Raw genomic sequence first — 289 nt, 5'->3', positions numbered from 1 at the left:
ACTGTTTTATGGTGACATTGGCAACAAACGTAAGACTATGGGTAAGCCAACGAGAGTGAATCAACAATGGTGTGGTGATATCACTTATTTGAAAGTGGGTCAGCGTTGGCACTATCTCGCTGTCGTCTTGGATTTGTACTCTAGACGAGTCATAGGTTGGGCTTTTGGTCACAATAAGACGACAGAGCTAACGCTTAAAGCGTTAAAGAGTGCATTAAAGCACAGGCGCAGTAATGAACGTATATTATTTCATACAGATAGAGGTGCGGAGTATCGAGCTTATGTTGTT

General features: G+C 42.2%; 1 protein-coding gene. It reads left to right on the top strand.

Annotated elements, in window-relative coordinates:
- Nucleotides 1-289: DDE-type integrase/transposase/recombinase (locus AC1EU2_RS18790; RefSeq protein ID WP_480299804.1), on the top strand; the 289-nt coding region annotated here is incomplete at both ends.

The organism is Parashewanella sp. 2304DJ23-3 (genome assembly GCF_056591695.1).
Note: the sequence above shows the minus strand (reverse complement) of the source record. Positions and strands in the feature narration are given on the sequence as shown.